A 25,718-nucleotide genomic window follows, 5' to 3' on the forward strand; every position below is an offset into this window, starting at 1 on the left:
ATGAATATGATTAAGCCGGAACGGTTGAATCAGGGCGATACCGTTGGGGTTATAGCCCCGGCAAGTCCCCCGGACCTTAAAAACTTAGACAAAGGCATTTCTTTTTTGGAAAGCTTAGGTCTGAAAGTGAAACTAGGAGCCCATGTAAATAAAAAGCATGGCTATCTAGCAGGAAATGATCAACAGAGGTTGGAAGACTTCCATCACATGTTTCAAGATCCGGAAATTACGGCCATCTTTTGTGCTGGTGGGGGATATGGCACGGGACGGATTGTAGCGGATATTGATTATTCATCTATAAAAGAAAACCCTAAAATCTTTTGGGGCTATAGTGATATCACATGTTTACATACCGCTATTCGTCAGGAAACAGGACTCGTCACCTTTCACGGACCAATGCTTTGTTCGGATGTTGGAAAAGAAGACTTTGATGCGGAATCAGAAAAAATGTTTCACCAGCTGTTTGAGCCTGAGGTGATTCATTACAACGAGAATCTTTCTCCTTTAGAAGTCATTGGAGAAGGAGAAGCATCAGGAGAAGTAGTGGGTGGGAATCTATCTTTACTTGTAAATACAATGGGCACACCTTACGAGATTGATACGAAGGGGAAATTACTTTTCCTTGAAGATGTCGGAGAAGAACCCTACCGTTTGGATTCTTTTTTTAATCAATTGAAGCTTGCAGGCAAACTTGAAGATGCGGCTGGGATCATCCTTGGAGACTTTAGTGGAACGGAAACAGAGAAAACAAAAGAAACCCTATCCTTATCACAAGTTTATGAAGACTATTTTTCTCATCTGAATAAACCTGTGCTGGCAGGGTTTAAGATTGGTCACTGTCTGCCCCATTACAGCATTCCATTTGGAACAGACGCCGTATTATCAAGTCACAGGAAATCCCTAATGATACAGCCAGGTGTCGATTAAGAAAGGTGGAGGATCATGAGAATTCAGTCTATAGAAACTTATCCGATTGCGGTCCCTTTACACACCCCATTCAAAACGGCTTTACGTACGGTTACCGTAGCTGAGTCCATTTACGTAAAAGTGATAGGTGAGGATGGGACCGAAGGGTGGGGAGAAGCTCCGCCAACGGTTGTGATTACCGGAGAGAGTTTAACGAGTATCGATCATACGATAAAGAAAGTCATCACACCTGTTCTGATCGGAAAGGACATCACGTATAGAGAGGATCTTTTCGAAAAGCTGCAGGGCTGCTGCATTGGGAATACAAGTGCGAAAGCTGCCGTGGATATAGCTTTACACGACCTCTTAGGAAAAATCTATCAACTCCCACTCTATCAATTGCTTGGCGGATCGAAGAGTGAGTTGGAAACCGATTATACGGTCAGTGTAAACGATCGGGAAGAAATGGCGGAAGACGCGGCCCGTTATGTCAGCAACGGATTTAAGATTTTAAAGGTGAAAGTAGGAAAAGATACGATTGAAAAAGATATCGAACGGATTCAGAACATCCATAAGCGGGTAGGAGAAGGGGTTCGAATCAGGCTGGATGCGAATCAAGGGTGGTCACCGAAAGAAGCCATTTATGCCATCCGTAAAATGGAGGATCATCACCTTCCTATAGAATTGGTGGAACAGCCTGTTCATGCCCAGAATATAGAGGGGATGAAACAAGTCACCGACCATACTTATACACCAATCATGGCGGATGAGAGTGTGTTCAGTCCGACAGATGCCAGGCGAGTATTAGAGACACGGAGCGCCGATTTAATCAATATCAAACTAATGAAATCCGGTGGTATTCATCAAGCCGTGAAAATCAACCATCTGGCTGAAGCCTATGGTGTAGAGTGCATGGTCGGCAGTATGATTGAGACTAAGCTCGGTATTACGGCAGCCGCTCATTTTGCAGCAAGTCAGAACAATGTAACGAGGGTAGACTTTGATGCCCCATTGATGCTTACGGATGACCCTATTCACGGCGGGGTCCAATATGACAAATCCATGCTTGCGTTTTCGAAAGGTTTCGGGCTGGGGATTGCCAACGTTAATACCGAACAAACCGTAAACATATAAAGACATATCTATAGAAGGAGGTCAATGATGACACATACAAAAGAAAACAATGAGAAGAGAGTCGTGCGTGTACCTGTAGCGACTCTTTGGACAGCACCTGATTCTCCGAGGGAAGTCGATCAAACTTCGCTTACAGCATCAGCTTCTATGAGCGACTGGCTGAAGGTTTTGGATGACGATCAAAAACGCGAACTGTGTGATGAGAACCTTGTCCAATCACAACTTCTGTTAGGCGAAGAAGTCTGGGTGGATGAGTGGATAGGTGACTGGGCAAAAGTCGTGGTTCCTTCCCAGTCTTCCAAAAAAGACAAACGAGGGTATCCTGGGTATATTCCTATAAGTCAGCTGGTCAAAACAAATGAAGCCGACTGGAATTCAAACGAGCAGGCGGTTGTACATAAGAAACAAGCGTGGCTTTACAATGGTGCAGAAGAACCGCTCATGGAAGTGAGCTATTTAACGTTTCTTCCTGTCATAGAGGAAAAAGATACATTCGTAAAAGTTCTTTACCCGGATGGTGTTGGGTATTTTGCTTCAGAAGACGTGGCTGTGCAAACGAAGCATGAAACAAAAGCTAAAGGCAGCGGAGAGGACCTCATCCGGTCAGGAGAAGCCTTTGTCGGCCTTCCTTATTTTTGGGGAGGGATGAGTGCTTTCGGATACGACTGCTCCGGCTTTGCTTACAACATGCACAAGGCTTTTCATTACGAAATTCCAAGAGATGCGACAGACCAGGCCAAAAGTGGAACCAACGTAGCCTTGGATGATCTGCAAGTGGGGGATCTCCTGTTCTTTGCTTACGAAGAAGGACAAGGGCGCATTCACCACGTCGGCTTTTATTATGGAGAAAACAAGATGCTTCATTCTCCGAACGTTGGAAAGAGTATTGAAATTATTGATTTGGAAGGAACCGTGTACGAAAAAGAACTATGTGTCGCAAGAAGATACTGGAGCGAGACGGAGGAACCCTCATGAGCCTGCACAAGACACTTGAAGTGAAAGATCTTAAAAAACATTTCAAAATGGGAAAAGGAAAATCATTGAAAGCTGTGGATGGTGTCAGCTTTGACTTGTACAAAGGGGAGACGCTCGGACTTGTCGGAGAGTCCGGCTGCGGGAAGTCGACAACAGGGCGCACGATCATGAACCTTTATGAAAAAACAAGTGGAGAAGTTATTTATGAAGGGAAGAGTGTTCACGATCGTACACCGAAAGAACAATTTCTTTTAAAACGCCAAATGCAAATGATCTTTCAAGACCCTTATGCATCATTGAACCCACGTTCAACCGTAGCAGAGATCATCCTTGAACCAATGGAGATTCACGAACTCTTTTCCTCTAATAAGGAAAGGATGGAACGTGTTTACGAACTGCTTGAAGAAGTCGGTTTAAATCGCGATCATGCCAACCGGTATCCTCACGAATTCAGTGGTGGTCAACGACAGCGGATTGGAATTGCCCGCGCACTGGCCCTTGACCCGGACATCATTATCGCAGATGAACCGATTTCTGCCTTGGATGTTTCTGTACAAGCGCAAGTGGTAAACTTGCTGGAGCGGCTTCAAGAAGAAAAAGGCCTGACGTATTTGTTCATTGCCCATGACCTTTCCATGGTGCAGCACATATCAGATCGAATTGGTGTCATGTATCTCGGTCACTTGGTAGAGTTAACAAGCAGTGACCGGTTGTATGCTACCCCTCTCCATCCTTATACCCAGGCTCTTCTTTCAGCCATTCCCATTCCGGATCCGGATATTGAGGATGAACGGGAACAAGTCATTATTGAGGGAGAAATACCAAGCCCGATCGACCCTCCGAGTGGCTGTGTATTCCGGACACGCTGCCCTTTTGCGATGGATGTGTGCAGTGAGAAAGCTCCTGTATGGCAGGAAGCGGAAGAAGGCCATCAAGTCGCTTGTCACTTGTACGATGATACAGTCATCGACCCTGCTGAAAGAAAAAAGAAACGAGAACAAATGAAAGTGACAATTCGTTAAATCCGAAAGCTTGCCTCTAAAAAGCATCCTTCACTATTCAGAATGGATGAAACTTTATTATTGCATGATTAAAAAAGGAAAGCATAGCTGTGACGTTATGCTTTCCTCTTTTTTTATTTTTTCCGGTCGTGCAGGCGATCTTCTTCTTCCGTCTCCAGCATGCCATAATCGCCATTCATCGCCTGTTCATCCTGATCGACACCAAGGTCATTGGTTACGGGGTTGATCGTACGTTTTTCTTCTTTTCGCGGTTTGTTGCGTTTGTTCTTTTCCATTCTGCACACCTCCCTTTTTAGCTTGGCTGAAAAGGGGAGGAGTATGCAGGAGGTTATTCGATATGGACAATTTTTCCGAGAATTTGGTTGGCAACGTTCTGTCCGCTCAACACGACCATCGGAGACCCGCCGCCGGGGTGCGTACTTCCGCCGCAAAACCAGAGACCATCAAGATCCTGGGATTTGTTGAACGGCCTCATGAATGCCTGGGATCTCGTGTTGGAAGATGGTCCGTATAATGATCCACGATAGGCCCCAAAATGCCTCTGAATGTCCGCGGGATCCCAGACTTTTTCGACCTGGATATAATCTTTGATGGGAACGCCTGCGTCCTGAAGTCGATCATAAATATGGTTTTTGTAAGCTTGTTTATCATACCCGCCTTTTTCATTAAGAGCGGGGGCGTTGACGAGGATGAAACAGTTATCTCCTTGAGGCGAGACGGAATAATCCGATTTGGATGAAGTACAAATGTAAATGGTGGGATCGTCCGCGTAATAGCCGTTTTTTAACACATTGAATTCCTTTTTATAGTCGCTTGAGAAAAACAAATGATGATGCTTCAAGCGGCTGATTTTCGTATCAAGTCCTGCCATAATAACAAAAGCGGAAATGGAAGGATCGTAGCTTTTCAGTTTTCGGTTGGTCATCGTGCGTCTCGCTTCTGGATCAATCAATTCGGGAACAGCCTGAATGAGGTCGCCGTTCATGATTACATGATCCGCCTCGTAGCGTTCCCCATCATCCGTTTCCACACCCGTCACTCTTTGATTTTCGTGGAGGATCTTTGTTACTTTGGTTCCGCTGTATAACCGAACCCCGACGTTCTCCGCTGCTTTAACGAATCGGTCCGCAATCCTCGTGTTGCCTCCGCGTACAAAATAAACCCCATCATTCCACTCCAGATGGGCGATCATACTGAACGTGGCTGGTGCTTGATAAGGGTTGGAGCCAATGTACGTGGAATAACGATTTAAAGCCTGAATGACTTTCGGGTTTGAAAAGTACCGCTGGAAAAAATGGTCCATGGATTCAAGCGGACGGACCTTCGTCATGCTTTTGGCGAGGGAGGGGGAAAGGTAGTCGCTCCAACCATTGAAGGTCCTGTGTAAAAAGTGCTTGTGTGATAGGTGGTACAAGCGTTCGATTTCTACTAGAAAGTCTTCATACATCACATGCCCTTTGGGGTCCAGCTTTTCTAGCTGCTTCTGCATATAGGGTTGGTCTGTAGAAAAATCAAAAGTTGTCCCGTCGTGGAACTCATTTCTTGTGTGGGTGACGATTTTTGCAAAAGGAAGTTCCTCCCGTGGGTCAAGGCCCCCTTGTCGGATGACATCCTGAAACACTTCAGGCATCGTAATGGTATTAGGTCCAAAGTCAAAATGAAATCCAGCTTCATCGACGCTCATCATTTTCCCGCCAAAATGCTCGTTTTTTTCGAACAGCCTCACATCAGCCCCTTGCTTGGCGAGGGTGACCGCAGCTGATAAGCCGCCGAGGCCACCCCCGATGATGGCCACTTTCATTGATAAAACCTCCCTTTCCATTGATATTTTCCCCCTCGTTTATGGACGAACATCGACGCCATCATGATTGCAATCAGCAGCACAACAGCCACTGGAAGCAGGAAGGATAGCCATAGCGGATGCCCGGTCCGTGCGTCCACATACATCTTGAATGCAACCGTTAACAGGTAAGGGAGGAAAAAGGCATAATCTCCGGTGACAAGTCCAACGATCGCGAGGACGGCGGGGGCTAATAAAACGGCCGCATAAAATAAGGTCAAAAACACGACCATTCCTGGAGAACGTCCGATGCCTGTGTACACATTCTTTTTAAAGCCTTCCCACGTCTCTCGTCCTGAATCGTACATGTAGGAAAGAACAGATTCTGTAATATTCGCGAGAATCATCTTATAGCCGTGTTTTTTTACTTCTCTCGCAATATGTACGTCTTCAACTAGGGAGCTTTTGACGGATGCATGACCTCCGATCGCTTCATACGCACCTTTCTCAATCATAATAAAAATTCCGCACGCGGCTGTGAACATCGGCTTCGTCGTCCGGTTGGCGACAAATAGAGGGAGGTGGAGCAGGACGACCATATGTTGAAGCGGGACGAGCATATGACTTAGAAAGTTGGCATTGGGGTAATTCGGAAACCCGCTTAACATGCTCGCCTTTTTCTGCTGCATCATTGCGAGCGTTTGTTGAATAACGCCAGGAGCTACACGCGCATCAGCATCGAGGAATAAATAGTACTCACCGTTGGCTGCCTGCGAAAGCTGGTGACAGGCATGAACTTTTCCGTTCCAACCTTCAGGAAGCTCTTTTCCCTGAATCACTGTAAAACGCTCATCATCAACGACCCGTTCGTTGAGCCTATCGAGCGTGCCATCTTCCGAATGATCATCAAGCAGAATCACTTCCAAGTCTGGATAAGTAAGCGAACGCAGAGACCGGATCAATCCTTCTACATTGTCTGCTTCGTTTCTTAACGGTACGAGTAGTGAAACGGACGGATTTTCTTCAAGGTCTCTTTTCGCAGATAAAGGGTAGAGGAAGAGGCTGTTGAAAATGGTCCACACATTCAAAACGATCGTGATGATGAATAGAATAAAAAATAGCGACATGACGATTCCCCCTTTCCATTACAATTTTTTAAAGGAATGAAGATTTTCTTCGATGACGTCTTGGCGTAATTCATCCAGCTGTTTGGTAGCCGCATATTCAAAATAACGCGTCATTTCTTTTCTAGGGAGTCTCACGTACTCCTCTTTGGGGAGAGCTTCTCCCAATCGTATGTAGGCATTCGGTTTTTTTGTATGCTCCAACGCATAGTATAGGGAAACAGGAACGACCTTGATGTCCGCACATTGCTGAGTAAGGTAACTGATTCCAGAAAAAAATTCGAGCGGTCTTTTCTCGAGCGGCTGCTCATTTCCTTGAGGGAAAATCCACACCGTTTTGCCTTGTTCAAGCAAATGCCTGCTGTAACGTAAGGATTGCACCAGGTGTCGGCGATCCTCACCGTTCACCGAATAAGCACCAATCCTCCGAAAAAAAGGAAAGCGGCGTATGCCCTCTTCATGCATCATGCCATATCCTTCTGATTTCACAAGACGATCGTTGATATAAAAGATAAAAAGCGGATCCCACCATGTCGAATGATTGATAAGGAACAAGGTCTTCTCATCAGGTACGGTAGAAGGGTGCTGGATTTGGATGTTGTTGAAATGATAGTTTAAAAACAGCCGATTGAAGCGGGTGAACCCCCACTGTATCCATGATGTTTTACGTGCGGGTAGAAACATTTGATCTCCTCCAAAAGTACAAGCCATACCATAAGATTGTAAGAGCACTCACGAACACAATCGCTCCATACAACCGGCCGGTGAACGCGATGCAGAGAAACAGGAATATGATCAGACCGAACGTCAGAACCATCCTTCCAGGCCAGGGATGAACGTTTTTTTCTTCCGTGTTCCGATAAATGAACAGGAAAATCAGGTGAAACAGTGCAGCCAAAACAAACCAGCCAAAGAAGTTAGAAAACGGGATATCGTAATAAAAGCCTGGATCTTCCCAAATCCAATATTCCTTCACTTTGAAAGATACCGGATCGAGGATGAGATCCATCGTCACCGCTGCAAGCGCACCTGTGAAAACGAAAATGAACCGGCTGGCCCAAAGGTTCCATCCGCTCGATAATACACGGGCCAGTTCATGAGAGCAGCCGATGATCAAAAGCCAGGCGAAACCGATCGTAATCGGTGTGTCCGCAATTTTTAATCCGAAATTTTCTGTGTAATGATAGGCTCCGAATAAGAAATTGTATTTTACTCCTAAGTGTTCCACATAAATACTGACCACAATGATAATCAAGCTGTAAATGAAACCGCGCCAAACGCCGTACATTTTTGAAAAATAAATCCCTGCGACGACCCCTGCGGTAATCAAGAAAACGCTGTTCGCCCATTCAAGCCAAGGCGGAAGCAAGTCAAACGTCACTAAAAAAACACCGCAGATGTACCAAAAAATAAAAAAACGGAAAATGTAAGTAGTCATAGAGCACCTCTCTCATTTTACGGTCCTCAAAAGAGTTATGTATAAAATCATCATACCTCATCCGGAAGTAAAATAAACGAAAAAAGCCCTATGCGCAATCCATAGGGCTTGATGAATTATTGATGAGCAAGTCTTCCTCTTCCAAGGGGAAGTTTTGTTCCTTGTTTTTTGAGCATTGGCATGACCCAGCGGTCTAATCCATAGCGTCCGGCATTGGCTCCGGCAACAAGGAGGAAGATGGTGAGCAGAACCATTTGCGGGTTCGTGCTTACCGTTCCGCTGAATAAGAAGGCGAAGTTCATGAGAATGCCACCGAAAGCAGCTACGTTTGTGAATAATCCTAGGATAAGTGCGATGCCGACGAGAACTTCTCCCCACATGACGATGAAAGCGAAAAACTCATGGTTCGGAAGAGCAAATTGTTCGAGGAAGGCGGCCCACCAACCCTGGACAGCCGGGTGCGCGCCTTCTGCCTTCGCAATCGCTCCATTCAGAAAACTACTCACTTCAAATCCACCCGTGATTTTACCAATTCCAGCAGTCAGCCAGGCATACCCTAGATACACACGGAAGACGGTCAGGATCATCGCTACAACCTTGTTGTTTCGTAACAGTTCATTCAACATGTAACTCACTCCTTATTATACTTTGTTCACCATTTCACATGATGTTGTGTAAGAAGATCTCTTTCTTACAATTTAAGTATATACGGAGAAGGAAAGGATATCCACACTTTGTTCAACACTTCACAATCTGTTCAATTTTTTATGGCAGAATTGTGAAAAAGCTTGTGTTTCCCTTTCCTTTTAAGGGTAGGATAAAAATATAGGATGAATAGGAAACAAGCAAAGCAAACGCTTAAAATATTTGCTATGATAGAGAGGAAAGAGGGGTGGAACATAGATGGAAATTATCATGTTTTTTGTCAGTCTAATTGTATTATTAGGACTCATAGGTTTAACGATTTTTGATAACGGTTGATACTTAATGAAGACAATCGTCCGGGGAAGGATCCACATCAGGCTCCTTCCCCGGACGCTTTTTTGTGTTTATTAAATAGAAACTCAACATCCAGATAGATTTAAAAAATGAACATTTGTTAACGGAAGCAAGAAAGAGATTGTAGAAAAGATAAAAGAAAATGAGTACGGACGACACTTTTTCCTCTCCTCCTTCGATTATAGAAGTGAGAGGAGGTGAAGCAGATGGCCGTAAATACATTGAAGGTAGACAGTCGGTTGCAGCTAGTCTTTTCAACAGGAACTGATGAAGACGGAAACATGATTCTGAAACGTAAATCATTCAACAACATTAAAACAGATGCTACAGATGAACAATTGCATGAAGTATCTGTCGCTCTATCCCCATTGCAGCAGCACATTCTTGTCGATATCGCCCGTGATGACCGCTCAGTTTTGACTGAATCTTAATTTAAAAAGGAGGAGAATACATGAAAAAGCTGGAGCTTAAGTTTTTGAATGAAGAAGGAAAGACAGTCACCATCAGCCTGGACGACCCGGTAGAACCTGTCGATCCTGCACAGGTCAATGCAGCAATGGATGCCATCCTGACCCAAGGCTGCTTCTATTCCAACGGGGGAGACCTTGTTGAGAAGAAAGAAGCACGTATTGTCGAACGCAACGTCTTTGAGATCTCATTCTAAAAAACGAAAGAGCCGCTAACTATCATTAGCGGCTCTTTTTAGCAAAATCAATCATCATGAGTTAATCAAGCATATGGCAGGATTGCTGCTGACTTAGTTTCGAGACTTTTGTGTGAGGTGGATCGGGGCTGCGGGGGATGAGTCGCTTTCCGTGGGAGCGCGGTGAGCCTCCTCGGACTGCGTCCTGTGGGGTCTCACCAAGCACTTTTTTCCCACAGGAGTCTCCCCATCCCCCTCCGCCCCTTGCTAAATAAGTGTCTCGAAACTACTTCTGGAAGCATCTGCTTTCGCACACAGCGAAAGTAGAGGGATATAGACTTCCATGCTTGGATGAGAAAGCTTGATATAGAGTGTTGTATGCTTGCTTGCGAGTGGGGCGGAAGACGTCACATCTTAGTATAGGGGATCGTTTCTTTCATACACCGAATGGGGTGGTTGGGAAGCTGCGAGACTCCCGTGGGAGAAGGAGATAGGCGAGATCCCGCAGGACGTAGTCCGAGGAAGCTCGCCACTCCCCCACAGGAAAGCGAGTAGCTTCCCAACCACCCCTGACTCCCATTTTGGCAAACGAACCCCGGTTATCTCAAAACTATGTCTTCCACAATCGGGAGCTTATATAAAATTTAGGGGAAGGGGTGAATGGAATGGGGATTGATGCATGGATTTCGATATTAGCGGATGTTGGTTTCCCTGTGGCGGTGACGTTTTACTTGTTACACCGCGTGGAAGGGAAGCTGGATCAACTGATTGAAACGTTACATCAGCTGCCAGAAAAAATAGTCACGACTAAATGAATGCATAGCTTTTCTAGAGGACATAAAACGACCCGCCAGAGGACTGGCGGGTCGTTTGTTTGTTTATTTCGTTAAGCCCCATTCATTGAATGGATAAATGATCAACTCCGTACGTCCGATGATTTCTTCTTCTTCGACAAAGCCAAGTCCATTCCGGCTGTCCTTACTGATGGAACGGTTGTCTCCCATGACGAAATACTTTCCTTTTGGAACTTCGATTGGTCCAAAATCTCTAGTCGAGGACGCTGCCTCTTCCGTCAAGTATTCCTGCGTCTGCTCTTCACCGTTTACATACAGTTCATGATCACGGATCTCCACCGTATCTCCCGGCTGGCCGATGACTCGTTTTACATAACTTTTTACTGGTCTCTCAATGATGACGATATCCCCGCGTTCGGGTTCATCTACATAATATATGATCTTATTGAACATGACGCGTTCCCCGTTTTTGAGTGTCGGGTCCATACTTGCCCCTTCAACAATCGATGTGGCGAAGAAAAATGTTCGTAATATAAATGCGAGTGTAATGGCGACAGCAATGGCTTTCAACCATTCCAACCATTCTTTTTTAGATTGCTCAGACAAACTCATCTTCCTTTCTAGATGAACATAGAATATCTCATCCTTAATTTTACCACATCGTTACGGAAAGAAAAGGTGCGTGGAAAGGCTTTTACGAAATTGTAAACTCTCTTCCAGCCTTTATCTTATTTTATCAACCTCTGTCGAAATTTTAGAACCTTTACCGATAGTCTTTACAAAAGTATAGAAAATTGAGATAATTTTTTTCGTGCAAGAATGGATGCGAACACACATTCTTTTCATTTTGGGATAAAAGATGTACAATAATAGGGAAGAACAAGTCAGGAGGTAGTCGATGGTGCAAGTGGCCGACAAAGATCCTCGTATTGCTGAATTAGAGTACTTGCGGAAAAAAATGACGAAAGTGGCGTTTGAGAAAGGGTTGGCAAGCCCGGAGTCTGTCAAAATCAGTCAACAACTTGATGCCCTTTTGAATGAAGTACAAAAAAATAAGACGAATTAAAAGAACTCATGGGACCTGCATCCATGAGTTCTTTCATGTCTGGATTTCAAAAAGCTTTGTGGCAGGAGGGGAGCGTCTCTTCCCACCGTACATGAATACCTAAGTTAATCTCCTTTTAAGATAAAGTCCTGTAGGCGCTGGAGTCCTTTTTCCAATGTATCCATGCTGTAGGCATAAGATAGGCGCATGTAGCCTTTCCCATATTCTGAAAAGGCGTCCCCTGGAACGAGTGCGACTCCTGCTTCTTCGACGAGCTGCACGGCACGCTCGAATGTTGTCTTTCCATTCAATGGAAAGTTTAAGAAAACGTAAAAGGCCCCATTAGGCTCAGCATATGGAATGTTCATTTCCTTGAGGCGTCTGACGACGAACGCTCTTCTTTCTTTATAAGCATTACGCATCGATTCGGCGTCTTTTTTTCCGTTGGTCAATGCCTCAAGAGCTGCATGCTGGCTGATCGAAGTCGCACATGAGACGTTGTATTGATGGACTTTCAATAGATGGCGGCTCAGCCAGGAAGGGGCGAGCAGGTAGCCGATCCTCCAGCCGGTCATACTATGGGATTTCGATACACCGTTAATGACGATCACCTGGTCGCGAACATCAGGAAAGCTTGCAATCGATGTGTGCGGCCGATCATATACAAGTTCACTGTAAATTTCATCGGCTAATATGAAGAGTTGATGCTCCTTAATTACATTTGCAATCCCCCGCAGCTCTTCTTCCGTCAAAGAAACCCCCGTTGGATTGGATGGATACGGCAAAATAACAGCCTTCGTTTTCGGAGTGATGTTTTCTTTAATCATTTCTCCCGTCAACTTGAATCCGTCCTGACTAGTATCGATGAACACAGGGGTCCCGCCAGCTAAGCGGATCAGCGGTTCATATCCTGGATAAACGGGACCTGGCAACAGCACTTCATCCCCGGGCTGGATGATGGTTCGAAGGGTAATATCAAGGGCCTGTGATGCACCGATTGTGACGATGATTTCTTCTTCCGCTTCATAATGGAGTCCGTATGAATGTTTCACGTGCTGCTGGATCGCTTTTCTGAGGGGAAGCATCCCGGCATTATGGGTGTAACTGGTTTGATTATCTCTGATGGCCTGGATCCCTGCTTCTTTCACTTGCGGAGGTGTTGGGAAATCAGGCTGTCCAATGGTCAATGAAATCACGTCTTCATAGTGGGAGACCATGTTGAAAAAACGTCGGATGCCCGATATTTCAATCTGTTTCACTTTTGGGTTAATGAAGTGTTCCACTGCGTATTCTCCTTCTTTACATAAAGTTAACAAAATGTTCAAACAATTATCACGTGAAATTTGTTGAATTTTGTTATAATTTAAAATAAGCCTATGAAAGGAGTTGTATAATGAGAAGCCATAAACGAATTTCCTTTGAAGACTTAGTGGATCGTAACAAGCGACAATTGTTGAACGATCAGGAAGCAATCGAAAAAATCGAACGTCAAATAGATGAAAAACATACAAGAAAAAACGATTCCGATGCTTATGTAAACTGATGATATCACACCAAAAAGCAACCGCATAGATTGGGTTGCTTTTTTACTTTTCCGATGGGACATGGCAAAATATAGATATAGGTACCAAATGTGAAAAGGAAGGTGTTTGATCTATGGATGATGTCGGTTTAGTTCTTGAAGGCGGAGGGATGCGAGGCGCATACACAGCAGGCGTGCTTGATTTTTTCCTTGATGAAGAGATTCACATCCCTTATGTTGTCGGTGCATCTGCAGGGGCATGTAATGGCAGCTCTTATGTCGCGAGACAGCGGGGGAGAAACTATGAGGTGATTGTCGAGTACGGGGCGCATCCCGAATACATATCGTACAAACGGATGATTACAAAACGGCAGTTGTTTGGAATGGATTTCATATTTGATAAGCTTCCTAACCAGCTTGTTCCTTTCGATTATGACACGTTTCTTCAACAAAAAACACGTTTTGTCGTGGGAACCACTGATATGAAAACAGGAGAACCTGTCTTTTATGACCGATTTCCTGACAGGGAAAGTCTGTTGAAAGTCATTCGCGCCTCGAGTTCGTTGCCGATGGTCGCCCCAAGTATTCAGTATGATGGACGTGAATTGATGGATGGCGGCATTGCCGACCCCATACCGATACAGGCTTCCAAGCGGGATGGAAACAAAAAGCATGTTGTCGTGCTTACGCGAAACGATGGATACATCAAAGGCAGGATGAAAGGCGGCTGGTACTTCAACCGAAAGTACAGGCAGTTCCCGCTCTTTGCAAAAGCTTTACTTGAAAGGCACGTTCGTTATAATCAGCAGCTGCAAAAAGTGAAGGAAGCGGAACAAAACGGAGAAGCATTCGTCATCCGTCCTTTAAAACCATTGAAAGTGAGCCGGATTGAACGGAACCGTGACCGTCTGCACGACTTGTATGCTCAAGGATATGAAGAAGCAGAGGCTCATGCGTCTAGACTGGAACGGTTTTTGCAAGTGAGTGGATGATGGCCTTGTGGTTTGAACGGGAGGCGGGGGAGACGCTGTTCGGCCTTGCAGTGGTTACACTGCTTGCTAGTATCATCATCCTCTTCATGATGAAAGGAAGGAAAGACAAGCGCCCTTTTGGCTGGGTGCTTGCCCATGTTATCTTTTCTGCGCTATCCGTTGGCTGGACACTTCAATCCCTGAAACCACGCTCCTCTGAAGATGAACTACAGTCCATGGCTCTAGCTGCGGTGTCGTTTCAATTAGGGAGCGCTGCGTTTATTTGGTGTCACCCATCCTTTGCTTAATCATAGGGATGGGGCTTTTTAAAGAAACGGAGGAGAGAAGATGAACCAGGCTGCTGAATTTTGTGAAGCTGTAACTACAGTGTTTGAAGAACATAGAAATGAAGAAAATCGAATTCCAATGGAGAACTATATGAAGAACCACTATCCATTTTTCGGAATTAAAGCCCCTGAGCGGAAACAAATCCTCGCACCATTGCTGAAAAAATACAAAGATATCACGGAAGAGGAGCGTTTGGAGGCAGCGGTTCTGCTTTTTGAAAAGCCGGAAAGGGAATGTCACTATGCAGCTCTCGCTTTTCTTGAAAAGGGGATCAAGAAAGCTCCAGAACGCAGTATTGATACATACAAACAATTGCTTATGACAAAACCGTGGTGGGACACGGTCGATATGATTGCTTCCACTTTGTGCGGCGGATATTTCTTCCGATACGAAGACAAGCTCCGCCCCTTTACAGAGGAGTGGAGAGAGTCGGATCACCTATGGGTACGACGCTCGAGCGTCCTCCATCAGTTGAAATATAAAGCAAAGACAGATGCACTCCTTCTTTTCGAAACGATTGATAGCCTCAAGCACGAGAAAGAATTTTTTATTGAAAAAGCGATTGGCTGGGCGCTTCGCGAATACAGCAAAACCGATGCACGCGCTGTTATAGATTACCTCGAGCGGGAAGACGTTCGTCCTTTGAGCCGCCGGGAAGGATTGAAGTGGTTGAAAAGCAAACATCCAGAGCTTTTAGAGGGGTGAAGTTTATTCCTTTCTATCCTTGTTCATAATGGTAAAAAAAGAACAAGGAGCGGTAGAAGATGAATATTATGGATTGGTTCGATCCATCGTTTTTAGAAGAGACCATTAGCTGGCTTGATCACGATCTATTGGATGTTTTCGGCCTGGAGCCGGAGTATGTTCAATTCTCACTCGTCTTTCTGTTCATGTTGTCCCTCATGTGGGTCGTCAAACCGGTTATCGAATGGATGATGTTGAATCATTGGAAGACCCTGTCAAGCTACGTGACAAGCACTCTTCTAGCCCTCGTATTCCTTCAGCTTGTCGATCGTTACGCCATGTCCGATACAACCTCAACCCTGCCCGCTTCTTATTGGTCGGTCTGCCTGCTCGCGATCAGCAGCTTCGGGTTAGTGTATGTAACCGTAACATGGATGCGTAAACTTTACGCGCGCTTATCGAAACGAAGCAAAAGAAAAGCAGCCTGATTTTGAAACCTTCTCTTTTCTTGATCGTAGAATAAAGTTAGAACCGGGAGTAGAGGAGGTACATCATGGAAATCGGCATCTTATTTCTCACTTTCCTGATCTTCGGGGTCGGGTTGTTAGTATTAAATATTATCACGAGTGTATGGGCGTATCGCGATTCTGTCCGCAAAGGCAGAAGTTCCGCCTACAGCCTCGTCGTCCTTATCGCAACCTTATTCTTCCCTTTAGTTGGGTTGATCGTTTATCTCATCATAAGAAATGACTAAAAAGAGCGGACCTCCCGCTCTTTTTTTGTGCTCTTCGTTATTAAAGGATATGGAGGATTATTGAAGACTCGATTTCGAGATGTTTCGTGGTTCGTTGCTGAGTTGAGCGTCAGGGGTGGTTGGGAAGCTACTCGCTTTCCTGCGGGGATGCCGGCAAGCCTCCTCGAGCTAAAGCTCTGCGGGGTCTCGCCAGTCAATCCATTCCCGCGGGAGTCTCGCAGCTTCCCAACCACCCCATTCGATGTATGCGTTAAACGAACCCCTTTACCTAGTTGGATTGTCTTCCACAATCCGACTGTTAGGAGCATAAAGCGCTCTGTATCAAAGCTTTCAAGATTCATGAACCTGTGCATGGAAGTTTTTTCTTACACTCCAATCAAGCTGGATAGCTACTTATTCGAGAAGTGGTTTCGGGACACTTATATGGTAAAGGGGCGGAGGGGAATGGGGGGACTCCTGCCTTAAGTGTGGAGGCGCCTTGATCAGCGGCGTATGGACTGGACTGAGCTGGCGGAGATAAAGGAAACACGGAGAGCGGAGTGATTCGATGTTGACTTATCGTACAGAAGCGAGGGAAGTCTCACTAGCCGCTAGGCGCCGGAACCGGATATCTAAGAGGAAAAAATTGCATGGTGAGACCCCACAGGACACAGTCCGAGGAGTCTCAAGAGAACAGAAGAAGTTCGATTAAGTTCGGCACGTCCTGTGCCAACATCGAACGACCCCACCTCGTGTGGGGCCCCGCGGAAAGCGAGCCATTCCCCGCAGCCCTCACTCACTCAACAAATGTCTCGAAACTGGGTCTTCCACAAACGGGAGCTTATAGGGAACAAATGAGAGGCTTTTAGTAATCGAGGACAACGGCTTCACATTTAGCCTTTGATAGACGATATAAAGAATGGATTCTATCAAAGGAAGGACGATGCTTCATGAAGCAGGATCAAGGCATATTACTAGAAAGTGGAACGAACGAATTGGAAATCGTGGAATTCGGAATCGGCAACAACCGTTTCGGTATCAATGTTATAAAAGTAAAAGAAATCCTGAACCCTCAACCCGTCACAAAAATTCCTCATTCACATAAGTCGGTGGAAGGGATTATCGAAATTCGTGGGGAAGTCGTCCCGGTCGTAGATGTAGCCCATGCCCTCGGGTTTTCACCATCCGAAAATCCGAAGCAGGATAAATTTATTCTGGCGGAATTCAATAAAACAAAAATCGTTTTCCATGTGCATACGGTTACACAGATTCACCGCATCTCATGGGAGCAGATAGAAAAACCGAATAAGATGTACCAGGGGATGGAAACGCAAATTACCGGAGTAATCAAAATGGATGAAGACATGCTTTTGCTGCTTGATTTTGAAAAAGTAGTCGCAGATATCAATCCTGAATCCAGTATTAACGCGGAGCAGCTGCGCGAACTAGGCCAGAGGGATCGTTCACAAAAGAAAATTCTGATCGCCGAAGACTCCGGCATGCTTCGTGCCATGCTCCAGGAAACGTTGAGTGAAGCTGGATATGAAAATACGATCTCTTTTGAGGATGGAAAAGAAGCCTACGAACATCTGGAAGATTTATTGGATGAAGGGAAAACGATCGAAGAGGAATATCAGCTGATCATCACTGATATTGAAATGCCCCGTATGGACGGCCACCACTTTACTCGTTTGTTGAAGGGGCATAGTGACTTAAGCAAACTCCCAGTCGTCATTTTCTCCTCACTGATTACGGATGACCTTCGTCACAAAGGGGAAATCGTGGGAGCCGATGCCCAAGTTTCCAAACCGGAAATCGTAGAACTCGTAAAAATCATCGATCATCACATCCTCTGAAAAAGCAGGTTCCATTAATGAACGTCTGGTCTGTTATTAAAGTTGATGGCAGGTTAGTTGAGGGCTCGATTTCGAGACTTTTGTTGAGTAGATGGGGGCGGAGGGGAATGACTCGCTTTCCGCGGGAGCGCGGTGAGCCTCCTCGGACTGCGTCCTGTGGGGTCTCACCATGCACTTTTTTCCCGCAGGAGTCTCGCCATTCCCCTCTGCCCCTTTACCATGTGTGGTCTCTCGAAACCACTTCTCAGAATCTCTGCTTGTATGCTCAAACGGAGTAGATAATTTAAAACTCGCCCCCATTGGTCATTCCGAGCGTGAAATCTTGATGTGAAGCGCTTTTTACCAGTTTCTGATTGGGGAGGTAGACATCCCATCATGATAGAGGGGGTCGTTTCTCACATGCATCGAATGGGGGGGTTGGGAAGCTGCGAGACTCCCGTGGGAGAAGGAGATAGGCGAGATCCCGCAGGACGTAGTCCGAGGAAGCTCGGCGCTCCCCCACAGGAAAGCGAGTGGCTTCCCAACCACCCCTGAATCCCATTCCGGCAAACGAACCCCGGTTATCTCGAAACTAGGTCTTCCAGAAAAGGGAGCTTTAGTGGAATAATCATGATGGATAAAAAAGAAGGAATAAAAAAATCCGCTCCGTGGCGGATTTTTTTATTCCTTCTTTAATCGCTCGAACAACTCATCATGCCAGTCATAGGCGTGCTTGGACAACGTTTCCGGCCCAGCTTTTGTTGGTGATGAATCTACGACGATATTCTTGTGATGCTCTGAAAGGTGCTCATAAGATGCACGCATTTCCGTTGTGTATTCCATATACTTTTTCAAATGATATAAAAAATCTTCGACTTCACTTACAGCCATCCTATCATCCTCCTCTATTTGTCCATTCCTTATTTAGTAAGAAATGAAACCTCGAAAAGGGTTTACGGCCGTCTTCTTCTACGCTGGTTCCAAGGGCTGCCTGTCGGCTGGCCGAGCATACTCGGTTGTGAAGTGCCTTGGAATGAATAGGCTGGCTTTTTCGGTTGTTTCCAATTCAAATAATGGTAAAGCGTACGTTTGGCTCTCGACAATGATAGTTTGGGTTTTGGGTTCCGGTAGGACTGGTCGACTTTTCCTAAATGCTCCAAATCTTGAAAGTCTTTCTTTGTTGCAGGAACATGGAAATAGTAACCACCAATTTCAATGAGGAGGGTCGAGTGCTGCTGGCTGAATTTCGGATGGTCGGAAAAATGGAGTCCGACCTTTTTGGCGCGGTTTTCATTTAGGAGTTTGTCAATCGTATGCTTTTTAATGTCATAGAGATGCCTCGGTTCTGGGGCTGTTTTGGCATGTCGATTGACGATAAATAGGGATTCGGCTAATTCGCGGTTGGATATTTGATTGTCTTTCATCTATGATCTCCTTTCCATCCAAGTATAGCTCTCTTTTTGCTATTTTACAACATTTTACAATATCAAGATTCATTTTTATATTTTTTCAGATCTTCGACGATTTTTTCGACAGATTCAGCTTTTGTTCCGCTGTAAGTTTCTGCAATGTTTCCATCAGGGTCAACGAGGAAAAAGCTCGTTCCATGAGCGACCTGATCCGAATCTTCCATTTTCTTGACGGGGGACTGGAATGATTTAATGGACCATTCTTTCACTTCCTGAAAAGAATAACCTGTCAGAAAGTCCCACTGCTCATAATTCGGCTGATAGTTCTCAGCAAAAGACAGCAGTTTTTCTTGTTTATCATGTGCTGGATCTACACTAACAGAAACGAGCTGAACGTCTAAATTTTCCTGCTCTAATTGTGCTTGCAACCTGGACATATTCCCTGTCATCGGAGGACAGACGGTTTCACAGTTGGTGAAGATGAAGTCCGCAACCCAGTAATCTCCAGCATACGCTTCGGGGACGGATACCTCTTTTCCGTGTTGATTCACGGCTGATAATTCACCGACATCTTTCGACCCACAGGCCGCCGTGATGGTTATGAGAAAAATGATGCTGATCCAAAATCTTAATTTCATGAGATCCTCCAACTTTCTAAATTGTCTTCAGTGTACCACTCCAAAGGAAAAAGGACAGACTTGTTTTCTATCTGTCACAAAAATGTAAGAGTTCTATTTGGTTGATTGCGTGGATTTCAATCGGAACACGGAAAATTCCGGGCGGCACATAAACCGGTAAGGAAGTCTTGTCGTTCCGATCCCGCGGCTTACATAAAGGTTGAACCCGTTCACTAATGGGTAGTGCCCTTCGACGAAATGCTCAGCGAACGGCGGAGTGACAAGGTAGCCGAAAAAAGGCACCTGCACTTGTCCGCCATGGCTGTGCCCGGACAGTTGGACATCCACGGGGTAATGCTGATACTCAAGCGCAACATCCGGCTCATGCACCATCAATAAGGTGAACGAATCTGTGGGAACATTCTCGAGTGTCTGTTCTAAATCAGGTTGGCCGAGCATGATGTCGTCGACACCAGCAAGCGTGAAGGACGCAGATCCATTTTCAATCAGGGTATGTTCATTTTGTAAAAGTTGAAAGCCGCTCTGCTCCATGACATCACGAATTTTTTCCGTTCCATAGCCACCGTGGTCATGGTTTCCATAGATCCAATACTTGCCTTGATTCGCTTCCAATCGCTTCAATATTTGGATGAGGCGGGGAGGAAACGAGTAGGTGTGCGGTTCGTCTACAAGATCCCCTGTAAACAAAATGAGGTCTGCTTTTTCTGCATTGATTTTTTCAACGAGACGCTCCAAATCATCCAATTCATAATGAAAGCCGACGTGCGTGTCTGAAAACTGGAGGACTTTGAAATTATGAAAATGCCGTGGGATTTTCCCGTGTTCGATCTCATGGCGGCGGATGGCGAGCATATTCGGTTCCATGTAACGTGCATACGAATAACCGAACGCATTGAGTCCGATAAAGGCTGCAGCACTTGCTAATGTACGTTTGATGAAGGTTCTTCTCGTAATTTTCATGACGTCTCTCCTCTGAATTCTTCAGCCATTATAACATGGCTGAAGGAAAGATAACGTCGAATTTTTATACTTTATTTTAAAAATGAACAGGTATTCAGTTTGTTCATGTTGAATTACATAAGTAGTCAAGAAGAGGAGGTTTTACATATGGAAAATCAAGTTGTCATCGTTACAGGTGGTTCCAGTGGGATGGGGCTGCATATGGCTGAAAGGTTTGTACAAGAAGGAGCGAAGGTCGCGATTACCGGCCGGAATGTAGAACGGCTGGAAGAAGCGAAGAGACAGATCGCAGCCGGAAAAGAGGATCATGTCCTAACGGTTCAAATGGATGTCCGTGAAGTAGAAGATACCCAGCGGATGGTCAAAGAAACAGTGGAGGCCTTCGGGAGGATCGATCATCTCGTTAATAATGCAGCAGGTAATTTCATTGCACCTGCGGAAGAACTGTCTCCGAACGGTTGGAATTCCGTCATCGACATCGTTTTAAATGGAACCTTTTATTGCAGCCAGGCGGTCGGTAAGTATTGGATTGAAAATGAAATCAAAGGGTCGATTTTAAACATCGTCGCCACCTACGCTTGGAATGCGGGTGCTGGTGTGATTCATTCCGCTTCTGCGAAGTCAGGGGTGCTTACGATGACCCGTACGCTCGCTGTTGAATGGGGAACAAAATACAGCATTCGTGCCAACGCCATCGCACCTGGGCCAATCGAACGGACGGGTGGAGCTGAGAAACTGTTTCAATCGGAAAAAGCAGCCCAGCGTACCCTTGCTTCCGTACCTCTTGGCCGCTTAGGGAAGCCAGAGGAAATTGCAGGCCTTGCGAAGTTCATTTTATCTGAAGAAGGGGCTTATATGAATGGAGAGGTCGTCACCCTTGATGGAGGCCAGTGGCTGAATAAATTTCCTTTTTAAAAAGGGGAGAGTGGGATGGAAAAGAAGTGTTTCTTTTGCAAAAAAACGTATAAATTAGACCGTTCAGACCCGCAATATATGAAGATAAGTAAAAACCCTAAGGCGTCCTATGTGTGTAAATCTTGTAATCAATCGATGCAGAAAGATGCGCAGACGTCTACGGGCCTCAATCCGGATATGATTGATTCGCACGATAAATATTTGAGGTAATAAGAAATAAACGTCCAGGGTATCCCTCCTGGACGTTTATTTTTGTTAACAAATTTTTTTGCAGCTTCCATTCATCGATCCATTTTTCACATTTCTTCCTTAATCCCTTTTCTCACCAACACCCAGTTAGCCGGATAACTTGTCAAGAAACCTAAAATCATCGCAATCTGCATCATGAACCAGTAAGAAGCCTCGTTCGGCTTCGGTGGCTCCTGAAACAGGACGAAGTGGACGATGGCCATCCAACCGAACATTCCCACCTCAAAAGCAATCAACGATAAGGAGTCAGCTTTAATAGCAGCCCAAACGGCTCCTTTTTTACCGAGATCTTCATTCATTGGATAGATCGCATAATACTGAAAAAGGATGCCGAATAAGTACGCCAACACGAATTCAACGGTGTAGTGGGCGAACAAGGTTGACCCAGCAATCACCATGCCCGTCAAAGCAACAATCGGTACACCAACGGCATCGCCAAGGGTACAGCCTGCTGAACAGTGGCTCGTGGAAACAAACACTTTCGCAGGTCTGCCTCGATGATCCTCTTTATCATTATCCTTACTCTTCAGACGTCCCCATTTAAAATAAGTCCACAGGGCGACAGGGCCCATAAACCATCCATTGATCGGCCAGACGATATTCATAATCTTCATCATTTGTGGGTGCCTCATGATATCCACGGTAATAATAAGAGAACATAAAAGACCAATTGCAAGAGCGATTACAGAAATGGTAGACAACAAAACAATCACCTCTATAATTTCGGAGTTTAAATATCTATACCCTAAGGTAGTAAATAAATAAACGAGTAAAAATCATAAGGATTACCAAGGTGAAACAATTGACTATAATACCTATACCGGGTATATAATAGTAAACAAAGGAGGCGGTGTTATGACAGAGAATCATCTTCCGGAAGATAGCGGGAAACAACCGGTCAAACCGAGGACACAAGATGAAAAGATGGCGGTATTGAACCGCTTGAAACGTATCGAAGGTCAAGTTCGCGGCATTCAGAAAATGGTGGAAGACGATCGTTACTGTGTTGATATACTCGTGCAGATATCAGCGATCAACAACGCTTTGAATAAAGTCGGATACAACTTGTTGGAGCGTCACACGCATCATTGCGTCAAAGATGCCATTCAAAAGGGCAATGGCGACGAAGCCATCGATGAATTGATGAAAGTTGTCCGACAGTTCTCGAAGTAAAGGGGGCATAAGTATGGCAGATAAGAAACAGATGAATGTAGGGGTCACTGGGATGACATGCTCCGCCTGCTCCACAAGAATTGAAAAAGTGCTCAACAAAATGGATGGCGTTGAGGCGAACGTCAACCTCGCGATGGAAAAGGCGAATGTCCACTATGATGAGTCAAAGGTCCAGCCGGAAGACATTCAGGCGAGGATCGAAAAGCTTGGCTATGGTGTGCAAAAAGAGCGTGTAGAGCTGGATATTCAAGGCATGACCTGTTCTGCCTGTTCATCAAGAATACAAAAGGTATTGTCTAAAACAAGTGGTGTGAGGGAGGCGAACATTAACTTAGCGACAGAAGCGGGTGTCATTGAATACGACCCAAACACACTGACCGTCGATGACATCATTGGGAAAGTAGAGAAACTTGGTTATCATGCGGTTACGAAGCAGAACCGGGAGGAACAAAAAGAGCAGAAGGAAGAAGAAATCAAAGAGAAAAAGCGGAAACTCTGGATTTCAGCCCTGTTATCTTTTCCGCTTCTGTACACGATGGTCGGTCACTTACCTTGGGATATCGGTCTTCCGGTACCCATGTGGCTGATGAACCCATGGTTCCAATTTTTGCTCGCAACTCCTGTCCAATTCTATATCGGAGCCCAGTTTTATAAAGGAGCCTACCGGGCGCTGTCTAATAAAAGTGCCAATATGGATGTCCTTGTAGCACTTGGAACTTCGGCCGCATACTTTTACAGTTTGGTCGAAGCCATCCGCTGGCAGTTGAATCCTGGGGTCACGCCTGAGTTATATTTTGAAACAAGTGCCGTCCTGATCACCCTCATCCTTGTGGGGAAACTTATCGAAGCACTTGCTAAAGGCCGCACGACAGCTGCATTGACGAAACTGTTGAACCTTCAGGCGAAAGAAGCGACCGTCATCCGCGATGGAAAAGAAGAAAAAGTTCCTGTCGATGATGTTCAGGTCGGCGATGAAATCCTCGTTAAACCAGGAGAAAAAATTCCTGTGGACGGGGCGGTAATCAATGGCATCACTTCTGTCGATGAATCGATGATCACAGGAGAATCGATCCCTGTCGATAAGCAAGCAGGAGAACCAGTCATCGGCTCAACGATCAATAAAAATGGAACAATTACAATGAAAGCGGAAAAGGTAGGAAAAGATACGGCTTTATCCGGCATCGTCAAAATCGTGGAAGAAGCGCAAGGATCGAAAGCACCGATTCAAAGAACTGCGGATCAGATTTCGGGAATTTTCGTTCCGATTGTCGTAGGTATTGCCGTTTTGACTTTCCTAGTGTGGTTTCTCATCGTCTCTCCGGGAGAGTGGCCGCCTGCCTTGGAAGCTGCCATTGCTGTGCTCGTCATCGCTTGTCCATGTGCCCTTGGCCTGGCTACACCGACTTCAATCATGGTCGGTACAGGAAAAGGGGCTGAGCAGGGGATTTTGTTCAAAGGCGGTGAGTATTTGGAAGGCACCCACCGACTGACGACGATTCTATTAGATAAAACAGGCACCGTCACAAAAGGAAAACCGGAAGTGACTGATTTTGTAGCTTTTGATGATGAGAAAGCTTTATTACCTCTCGTCGTTTCTGCAGAAAAATCATCTGAACATCCGTTGGCAGAAGCGATTGTCCAATACGGAGAGGAAAAGGGTGTCACGAAAACAGCAGCTGCGGAGTTCGAAGCGATTCCTGGACGTGGGATTAAAGCCGTGGTGGACGACGAACATGTTTATATTGGAACAAGAAAATTGATGCAGCGCGAAAACATCAATTATGGTTTGTATGAAGAATCCTTGGTTACACTGGAACAACAAGGGAAAACAGCGATGTTCATCGCCGTCGGAAGGGAATTGAGAGGCTATATCGCCGTAGCAGATACAGTGAAAGAAACATCCAAACTAGCGATTGCAAATTTAAAAGCAATGAACCTCAACGTTTATATGGTCACAGGTGATAACAAACGTACTGCTGATGCGATTGCCAAGCAAGTCGGAATCGATGGAGTCTTTGCTGAGGTCCTTCCCGAACAGAAAGCTGAAAAAGTGAAAGAACTGCAAAAACGTGGAGAAAAAGTTGCCATGGTGGGAGATGGTATCAATGATGCCCCTTCTCTTGCGACCGCTGATATCGGAATCGCCATCGGGACCGGATCAGATGTTGCCATTGAAACGGCAGACATTACACTTGTGGGTGGGGACCTTGCTCACTTGAGCCAGGCCATCCGCTTGAGCAGAAAAACGATGAGCAATATCCGACAGAACCTTTTCTGGGCGCTAGCTTATAACTCTGCAGGCATCCCGGTCGCTGCCCTCGGGCTTCTCGCGCCATGGGTAGCCGGTGCCGCCATGGCCTTCAGCTCAGTAAGTGTTGTCACAAACTCACTAAGACTGAAGCGGGCAAAAATATAAAAAGA

General features: G+C 45.5%; 32 protein-coding genes. 19 read left to right on the plus strand and 13 right to left on the minus strand.

Features of this window, described 5'->3' with window-relative positions; translation table 11 throughout:
• Positions 1-6 precede the first annotated feature (6 nt).
• The 4 genes from DYE48_RS02140 to DYE48_RS02155 are packed head-to-tail and all read left to right on the plus strand — an operon-like array spanning position 7 to position 4,037.
• Positions 7-927, plus strand: a complete 921-nt coding sequence (locus DYE48_RS02140) for a S66 peptidase family protein (protein WP_425269277.1) — start codon at positions 7-9, stop codon at positions 925-927.
• Between the two features lie 15 nt (positions 928-942).
• A complete protein-coding gene (locus tag DYE48_RS02145; RefSeq protein WP_115822195.1) occupies positions 943-2,040 on the plus strand; it encodes a dipeptide epimerase in 1,098 nt (365 codons plus the stop codon).
• Between the two features lie 27 nt (positions 2,041-2,067).
• Complete coding sequence (locus DYE48_RS02150) at positions 2,068-3,015, plus strand: C40 family peptidase (protein WP_115822196.1); 948 nt, start codon at positions 2,068-2,070, stop codon at positions 3,013-3,015.
• Complete coding sequence (locus DYE48_RS02155) at positions 3,012-4,037, plus strand: ABC transporter ATP-binding protein (RefSeq protein WP_115822197.1); 1,026 nt, start codon at positions 3,012-3,014, stop codon at positions 4,035-4,037. The genes DYE48_RS02150 and DYE48_RS02155 overlap by 4 nt, the downstream gene beginning before the upstream one ends.
• Positions 4,038-4,150: 113 nt before the next feature.
• Here DYE48_RS02155 and DYE48_RS02160 read toward each other — a convergent pair whose 3' ends face one another.
• The 6 genes from DYE48_RS02160 to DYE48_RS02185 all read right to left on the minus strand — a co-directional run bounded on the left by DYE48_RS02160 (position 4,151) and on the right by DYE48_RS02185 (position 9,005).
• Complete coding sequence (locus tag DYE48_RS02160; protein WP_115822198.1) at positions 4,151-4,312, minus strand: DUF4021 domain-containing protein; 162 nt, start codon at positions 4,310-4,312, stop codon at positions 4,151-4,153.
• Between the two features lie 53 nt (positions 4,313-4,365).
• Positions 4,366-5,838, minus strand: coding sequence for a phytoene desaturase family protein (locus DYE48_RS02165; RefSeq protein WP_115822274.1), 1,473 nt, complete (start codon positions 5,836-5,838; stop codon positions 4,366-4,368).
• Positions 5,835-6,944, minus strand: coding sequence for a glycosyltransferase family 2 protein (locus DYE48_RS02170; protein WP_115822199.1), 1,110 nt, complete (start codon positions 6,942-6,944; stop codon positions 5,835-5,837). Before DYE48_RS02170 ends, DYE48_RS02165 begins: the two co-directional genes overlap by 4 nt.
• A gap of 18 nt (positions 6,945-6,962) precedes the next feature.
• Complete coding sequence (locus tag DYE48_RS02175) at positions 6,963-7,625, minus strand: lysophospholipid acyltransferase family protein (RefSeq protein ID WP_115822200.1); 663 nt, start codon at positions 7,623-7,625, stop codon at positions 6,963-6,965.
• The gene (locus tag DYE48_RS02180; RefSeq protein WP_115822201.1) at positions 7,606-8,379 is read right to left on the minus strand and encodes a carotenoid biosynthesis protein; all 774 of its coding nucleotides are present in this window, start codon (positions 8,377-8,379) and stop codon (positions 7,606-7,608) included. Before DYE48_RS02180 ends, DYE48_RS02175 begins: the two co-directional genes overlap by 20 nt.
• Positions 8,380-8,495: 116 nt before the next feature.
• Positions 8,496-9,005, minus strand: a complete 510-nt coding sequence (locus DYE48_RS02185) for a DoxX family protein (protein WP_115822202.1) — start codon at positions 9,003-9,005, stop codon at positions 8,496-8,498.
• A 579-nt stretch (positions 9,006-9,584) separates the two neighbouring features.
• Here DYE48_RS02185 and DYE48_RS02190 point away from each other — a divergent pair.
• The 3 genes from DYE48_RS02190 (at position 9,585) to DYE48_RS02200 (ending at position 10,836) form a co-directional block, all read left to right on the plus strand.
• The gene (locus DYE48_RS02190; RefSeq protein ID WP_089654759.1) at positions 9,585-9,809 is read left to right on the plus strand and encodes a DUF1659 domain-containing protein; all 225 of its coding nucleotides are present in this window, start codon (positions 9,585-9,587) and stop codon (positions 9,807-9,809) included.
• Positions 9,810-9,829: 20 nt separating this feature from the next.
• On the plus strand, positions 9,830-10,042 hold the full coding sequence (locus DYE48_RS02195) for a DUF2922 domain-containing protein (protein ID WP_089654758.1): 213 nt from the start codon (positions 9,830-9,832) through the stop codon (positions 10,040-10,042).
• A 650-nt stretch (positions 10,043-10,692) separates the two neighbouring features.
• Positions 10,693-10,836, plus strand: a complete 144-nt coding sequence (locus DYE48_RS02200; RefSeq protein WP_089654787.1) for a YvrJ family protein — start codon at positions 10,693-10,695, stop codon at positions 10,834-10,836.
• A 63-nt stretch (positions 10,837-10,899) separates the two neighbouring features.
• Here the strand turns inward: DYE48_RS02200 and lepB are convergent, their stop codons facing one another.
• Positions 10,900-11,421, minus strand: a complete 522-nt coding sequence (gene lepB / locus DYE48_RS02205; RefSeq protein WP_089654757.1) for a signal peptidase I — start codon at positions 11,419-11,421, stop codon at positions 10,900-10,902.
• A gap of 292 nt (positions 11,422-11,713) precedes the next feature.
• Here lepB and DYE48_RS02210 point away from each other — a divergent pair, with 292 nt between their 5' ends.
• Positions 11,714-11,881 carry an aspartyl-phosphate phosphatase Spo0E family protein gene (locus tag DYE48_RS02210; protein ID WP_115822203.1) on the plus strand — a complete coding sequence of 56 codons (168 nt, stop codon included), beginning with the start codon at positions 11,714-11,716 and terminating at the stop codon, positions 11,879-11,881.
• 104 nt (positions 11,882-11,985) lie between these two features.
• Here the strand turns inward: DYE48_RS02210 and DYE48_RS02215 are convergent, their stop codons facing one another.
• Positions 11,986-13,143 carry an aminotransferase A gene (locus DYE48_RS02215; RefSeq protein WP_115822204.1) on the minus strand — a complete coding sequence of 386 codons (1,158 nt, stop codon included), beginning with the start codon at positions 13,141-13,143 and terminating at the stop codon, positions 11,986-11,988.
• Between the two features lie 110 nt (positions 13,144-13,253).
• Between DYE48_RS02215 and DYE48_RS02220 the strand changes: the two genes are divergently transcribed.
• From DYE48_RS02220 to DYE48_RS02260, 7 genes are all read left to right on the plus strand, one after another.
• The gene (locus DYE48_RS02220) at positions 13,254-13,403 is read left to right on the plus strand and encodes an FbpB family small basic protein (RefSeq protein ID WP_089654755.1); all 150 of its coding nucleotides are present in this window, start codon (positions 13,254-13,256) and stop codon (positions 13,401-13,403) included.
• A gap of 113 nt (positions 13,404-13,516) precedes the next feature.
• Complete coding sequence (locus tag DYE48_RS02225; RefSeq protein WP_115822205.1) at positions 13,517-14,374, plus strand: patatin-like phospholipase family protein; 858 nt, start codon at positions 13,517-13,519, stop codon at positions 14,372-14,374.
• Positions 14,374-14,661 carry a hypothetical protein gene (locus tag DYE48_RS02230; protein ID WP_115822206.1) on the plus strand — a complete coding sequence of 96 codons (288 nt, stop codon included), beginning with the start codon at positions 14,374-14,376 and terminating at the stop codon, positions 14,659-14,661. Before DYE48_RS02225 ends, DYE48_RS02230 begins: the two co-directional genes overlap by 1 nt.
• 40 nt (positions 14,662-14,701) lie before the next feature.
• Positions 14,702-15,406, plus strand: a complete 705-nt coding sequence (locus DYE48_RS02235) for a DNA alkylation repair protein (RefSeq protein ID WP_115822207.1) — start codon at positions 14,702-14,704, stop codon at positions 15,404-15,406.
• A 59-nt stretch (positions 15,407-15,465) separates the two neighbouring features.
• Positions 15,466-15,873, plus strand: a complete 408-nt coding sequence (locus tag DYE48_RS02240; protein ID WP_115822208.1) for a hypothetical protein — start codon at positions 15,466-15,468, stop codon at positions 15,871-15,873.
• Positions 15,874-15,938: 65 nt separating this feature from the next.
• Positions 15,939-16,139 carry a PLDc N-terminal domain-containing protein gene (locus DYE48_RS02245; protein ID WP_115822209.1) on the plus strand — a complete coding sequence of 67 codons (201 nt, stop codon included), beginning with the start codon at positions 15,939-15,941 and terminating at the stop codon, positions 16,137-16,139.
• Positions 16,140-17,068: 929 nt separating this feature from the next.
• Complete coding sequence (locus tag DYE48_RS02260) at positions 17,069-17,974, plus strand: chemotaxis protein (RefSeq protein WP_115822212.1); 906 nt, start codon at positions 17,069-17,071, stop codon at positions 17,972-17,974.
• Between the two features lie 660 nt (positions 17,975-18,634).
• On the opposite strand, the gene DYE48_RS02270 is transcribed toward DYE48_RS02260, so the two are convergent.
• The 4 genes from DYE48_RS02270 to DYE48_RS02285 all read right to left on the minus strand — a co-directional run bounded on the left by DYE48_RS02270 (position 18,635) and on the right by DYE48_RS02285 (position 20,960).
• Positions 18,635-18,844 (minus strand): hypothetical protein, encoded by a 210-nt coding sequence (locus DYE48_RS02270; protein WP_089652725.1) that lies wholly within the window; start codon positions 18,842-18,844, stop codon positions 18,635-18,637.
• 62 nt (positions 18,845-18,906) lie between these two features.
• Positions 18,907-19,377, minus strand: a complete 471-nt coding sequence (locus DYE48_RS02275) for a YkyB family protein (protein ID WP_089652726.1) — start codon at positions 19,375-19,377, stop codon at positions 18,907-18,909.
• A 62-nt stretch (positions 19,378-19,439) separates the two neighbouring features.
• The gene (locus tag DYE48_RS02280; protein WP_115822214.1) at positions 19,440-20,000 is read right to left on the minus strand and encodes an SCO family protein; all 561 of its coding nucleotides are present in this window, start codon (positions 19,998-20,000) and stop codon (positions 19,440-19,442) included.
• Between the two features lie 93 nt (positions 20,001-20,093).
• Positions 20,094-20,960 (minus strand): metallophosphoesterase, encoded by an 867-nt coding sequence (locus DYE48_RS02285; RefSeq protein WP_115822215.1) that lies wholly within the window; start codon positions 20,958-20,960, stop codon positions 20,094-20,096.
• A 147-nt stretch (positions 20,961-21,107) separates the two neighbouring features.
• On the opposite strand from DYE48_RS02285, the gene fadH reads away from it, so the two are divergent.
• Together fadH and DYE48_RS02295 are read left to right on the plus strand one after the other, a co-directional pair.
• A complete protein-coding gene (gene fadH / locus DYE48_RS02290; protein ID WP_115822216.1) occupies positions 21,108-21,875 on the plus strand; it encodes a 2,4-dienoyl-CoA reductase in 768 nt (255 codons plus the stop codon).
• 15 nt (positions 21,876-21,890) lie between these two features.
• Complete coding sequence (locus tag DYE48_RS02295) at positions 21,891-22,085, plus strand: DUF2197 domain-containing protein (RefSeq protein ID WP_115822217.1); 195 nt, start codon at positions 21,891-21,893, stop codon at positions 22,083-22,085.
• Between the two features lie 86 nt (positions 22,086-22,171).
• Here the strand turns inward: DYE48_RS02295 and DYE48_RS02300 are convergent, their stop codons facing one another.
• The gene (locus DYE48_RS02300) at positions 22,172-22,825 is read right to left on the minus strand and encodes a DUF4396 domain-containing protein (RefSeq protein ID WP_244199349.1); all 654 of its coding nucleotides are present in this window, start codon (positions 22,823-22,825) and stop codon (positions 22,172-22,174) included.
• Positions 22,826-22,979: 154 nt separating this feature from the next.
• On the opposite strand from DYE48_RS02300, the gene DYE48_RS02305 reads away from it, so the two are divergent.
• Complete coding sequence (locus tag DYE48_RS02305) at positions 22,980-23,297, plus strand: metal-sensing transcriptional repressor (protein WP_089652732.1); 318 nt, start codon at positions 22,980-22,982, stop codon at positions 23,295-23,297.
• Positions 23,298-23,310: 13 nt separating this feature from the next.
• The gene (locus DYE48_RS02310) at positions 23,311-25,713 is read left to right on the plus strand and encodes a heavy metal translocating P-type ATPase (protein WP_115822219.1); all 2,403 of its coding nucleotides are present in this window, start codon (positions 23,311-23,313) and stop codon (positions 25,711-25,713) included.
• Positions 25,714-25,718 lie beyond the last annotated feature (5 nt).

The organism is Halobacillus trueperi, assembly GCF_003386945.1.
GTDB lineage: Bacteria > Bacillota > Bacilli > Bacillales > Halobacillaceae > Halobacillus > Halobacillus aidingensis.

What these genes read in the sequence shown, in the direction of transcription:
- DYE48_RS02150 (WP_115822196.1), top strand. Translation starts at nt 2,068, where the DNA reads ATGACACATACAAAAGAAAACAATGAGAAGAGAGTCGTGCGTGTACCT.
- DYE48_RS02175 (WP_115822200.1), bottom strand. Translation starts at nt 7,625, where the DNA reads ATGTTTCTACCCGCACGTAAAACATCATGGATACAGTGGGGGTTCACC.
- DYE48_RS02140 (WP_425269277.1), top strand. Translation starts at nt 7, where the DNA reads ATGATTAAGCCGGAACGGTTGAATCAGGGCGATACCGTTGGGGTTATA.
- DYE48_RS02225 (WP_115822205.1), top strand. Translation starts at nt 13,517, where the DNA reads ATGGATGATGTCGGTTTAGTTCTTGAAGGCGGAGGGATGCGAGGCGCA.
- DYE48_RS02185 (WP_115822202.1), bottom strand. Translation starts at nt 9,005, where the DNA reads ATGTTGAATGAACTGTTACGAAACAACAAGGTTGTAGCGATGATCCTG.
- fadH (WP_115822216.1), top strand. Translation starts at nt 21,108, where the DNA reads ATGGAAAATCAAGTTGTCATCGTTACAGGTGGTTCCAGTGGGATGGGG.
- DYE48_RS02165 (WP_115822274.1), bottom strand. Translation starts at nt 5,838, where the DNA reads ATGAAAGTGGCCATCATCGGGGGTGGCCTCGGCGGCTTATCAGCTGCG.
- DYE48_RS02160 (WP_115822198.1), bottom strand. Translation starts at nt 4,312, where the DNA reads ATGGAAAAGAACAAACGCAACAAACCGCGAAAAGAAGAAAAACGTACG.
- DYE48_RS02210 (WP_115822203.1), top strand. Translation starts at nt 11,714, where the DNA reads ATGGTGCAAGTGGCCGACAAAGATCCTCGTATTGCTGAATTAGAGTAC.
- DYE48_RS02235 (WP_115822207.1), top strand. Translation starts at nt 14,702, where the DNA reads ATGAACCAGGCTGCTGAATTTTGTGAAGCTGTAACTACAGTGTTTGAA.
- DYE48_RS02295 (WP_115822217.1), top strand. Translation starts at nt 21,891, where the DNA reads ATGGAAAAGAAGTGTTTCTTTTGCAAAAAAACGTATAAATTAGACCGT.
- DYE48_RS02260 (WP_115822212.1), top strand. Translation starts at nt 17,069, where the DNA reads ATGAAGCAGGATCAAGGCATATTACTAGAAAGTGGAACGAACGAATTG.
- DYE48_RS02190 (WP_089654759.1), top strand. Translation starts at nt 9,585, where the DNA reads ATGGCCGTAAATACATTGAAGGTAGACAGTCGGTTGCAGCTAGTCTTT.
- DYE48_RS02220 (WP_089654755.1), top strand. Translation starts at nt 13,254, where the DNA reads ATGAGAAGCCATAAACGAATTTCCTTTGAAGACTTAGTGGATCGTAAC.
- DYE48_RS02240 (WP_115822208.1), top strand. Translation starts at nt 15,466, where the DNA reads ATGAATATTATGGATTGGTTCGATCCATCGTTTTTAGAAGAGACCATT.
- DYE48_RS02245 (WP_115822209.1), top strand. Translation starts at nt 15,939, where the DNA reads ATGGAAATCGGCATCTTATTTCTCACTTTCCTGATCTTCGGGGTCGGG.
- DYE48_RS02145 (WP_115822195.1), top strand. Translation starts at nt 943, where the DNA reads ATGAGAATTCAGTCTATAGAAACTTATCCGATTGCGGTCCCTTTACAC.
- DYE48_RS02270 (WP_089652725.1), bottom strand. Translation starts at nt 18,844, where the DNA reads ATGGCTGTAAGTGAAGTCGAAGATTTTTTATATCATTTGAAAAAGTAT.
- DYE48_RS02275 (WP_089652726.1), bottom strand. Translation starts at nt 19,377, where the DNA reads ATGAAAGACAATCAAATATCCAACCGCGAATTAGCCGAATCCCTATTT.
- DYE48_RS02305 (WP_089652732.1), top strand. Translation starts at nt 22,980, where the DNA reads ATGACAGAGAATCATCTTCCGGAAGATAGCGGGAAACAACCGGTCAAA.
- DYE48_RS02180 (WP_115822201.1), bottom strand. Translation starts at nt 8,379, where the DNA reads ATGACTACTTACATTTTCCGTTTTTTTATTTTTTGGTACATCTGCGGT.
- DYE48_RS02170 (WP_115822199.1), bottom strand. Translation starts at nt 6,944, where the DNA reads ATGTCGCTATTTTTTATTCTATTCATCATCACGATCGTTTTGAATGTG.
- DYE48_RS02285 (WP_115822215.1), bottom strand. Translation starts at nt 20,960, where the DNA reads ATGAAAATTACGAGAAGAACCTTCATCAAACGTACATTAGCAAGTGCT.
- DYE48_RS02310 (WP_115822219.1), top strand. Translation starts at nt 23,311, where the DNA reads ATGGCAGATAAGAAACAGATGAATGTAGGGGTCACTGGGATGACATGC.
- DYE48_RS02195 (WP_089654758.1), top strand. Translation starts at nt 9,830, where the DNA reads ATGAAAAAGCTGGAGCTTAAGTTTTTGAATGAAGAAGGAAAGACAGTC.
- DYE48_RS02230 (WP_115822206.1), top strand. Translation starts at nt 14,374, where the DNA reads ATGGCCTTGTGGTTTGAACGGGAGGCGGGGGAGACGCTGTTCGGCCTT.
- DYE48_RS02155 (WP_115822197.1), top strand. Translation starts at nt 3,012, where the DNA reads ATGAGCCTGCACAAGACACTTGAAGTGAAAGATCTTAAAAAACATTTC.
- DYE48_RS02280 (WP_115822214.1), bottom strand. Translation starts at nt 20,000, where the DNA reads ATGAAATTAAGATTTTGGATCAGCATCATTTTTCTCATAACCATCACG.